Below are 1,199 nucleotides of genomic sequence, written 5' to 3' on the forward strand. Positions count from 1 at the left end.
ATGCTGCAGGGAGTTGCGCAGCATCTCGCCGGGCGCTTTGGCGATGTTGCGCGGCTGCCAGTTCACGGCAGAGGTCGAATGCTCCATGAGCAGCCACGGCTTGCCCTTGGCCCAGCCGCGGGTGAGGTCTGCGGTTGCCGCCAGTTCCTGGAAGTTCCGCGGATCCTCGGCAATCAGGTAGTGGTCGTTGGAGACCACATCCATCTCCTCGGACCAGCGCCAGTAGTCCACGGGCTGGTGCAGGCCCATGTTGAACCCCATGAAGTTGGTGGTCACGGGATGTCCCGAGTGCGTGCGGATGATCGCGGCCTCGGCCTTGTAGCATTCGAGCAGCTCATCGGAGGAGTAGCGGGCGAAGTCCAGCTGCTGGGTCGGGTTCACCCAGGTCCCGGAGGTGCGCGGCGGCAGGATCTGCTCCCAGGACGAGTAGCGCTGGGACCAGAAGGCGGTGCCCCACGCGGCATTGAGGGCCTCCAGGCTGCCGTACCGGCGTTCGAGCCAGCGCCGGAAACCCGCGGCGGCACCGTCCGAGAAATCAGGCTGGTTGTGGCAGCCGTACTCGTTGTGGACATGCCACATCACGACGGCGGGGTGGTCCTTGTACCGGGTGGCGATCTGCTCGGTCAGGGCCGCGGCGGCCCGGCGGTATTCGGCACTCGACGCCGCGAAGGCCTGCCGGGAACCGTAGCTGTGCCGCACGCCGTCGGCGGTCACGGGCAGGGAGTCGGGGTACTTGTGGCTGAACCAGGGCGGCGGCGACGCCGTGGCGTTCGCCAGGTCCACCCGGATGCCGTTGGCGTGCAGCAGGTCCAGGACCCGGTCCAGCCAGCCGAACTCGTAGACGCCCTCGGACGGCTCAAGCAGGGACCAGCTGAAGATGCCCACGCTGACCAGGTTGACGCCGGCCTCGCGCATCAGCCGGACGTCCTCGTCCCAGGTCTCCTCGGGCCACTGTTCCGGGTTGTAGTCTCCGCCGAATGCCAGCATCGGGGAGCCTTCGGAGCCGAGGCGGGCGGTGATGTAATCCATGGCGTTGTTGTGGTTGGAGCTGTTGTCCACGTTTATCCTTTGCTGGAGCCGAGGGTCAGGCCCGCCACGAAGTGGCGCTGCAGGAGCAGGTAGATGATCAGGGCCGGAACGGCCGTGATCATGGCGCCGGCGGCGATCAGGTTGTAGATGGAGAGGAACTGGCCCTGGAG

Annotated in this window: 1 protein-coding gene; it reads right to left on the reverse strand. The window is 66.7% G+C overall.

The features are described 5' to 3' along the window. Nucleotides 1-1,029 (reverse strand): beta-galactosidase (locus tag LQV45_RS34015; RefSeq protein ID WP_230012258.1); only part of this gene is annotated, 1,029 nt, incomplete at its 3' end. Nucleotides 1,030-1,199: the final 170 nt, after the last annotated feature.

The organism is Microbacterium sp. Bi128 (genome assembly GCF_918698205.1).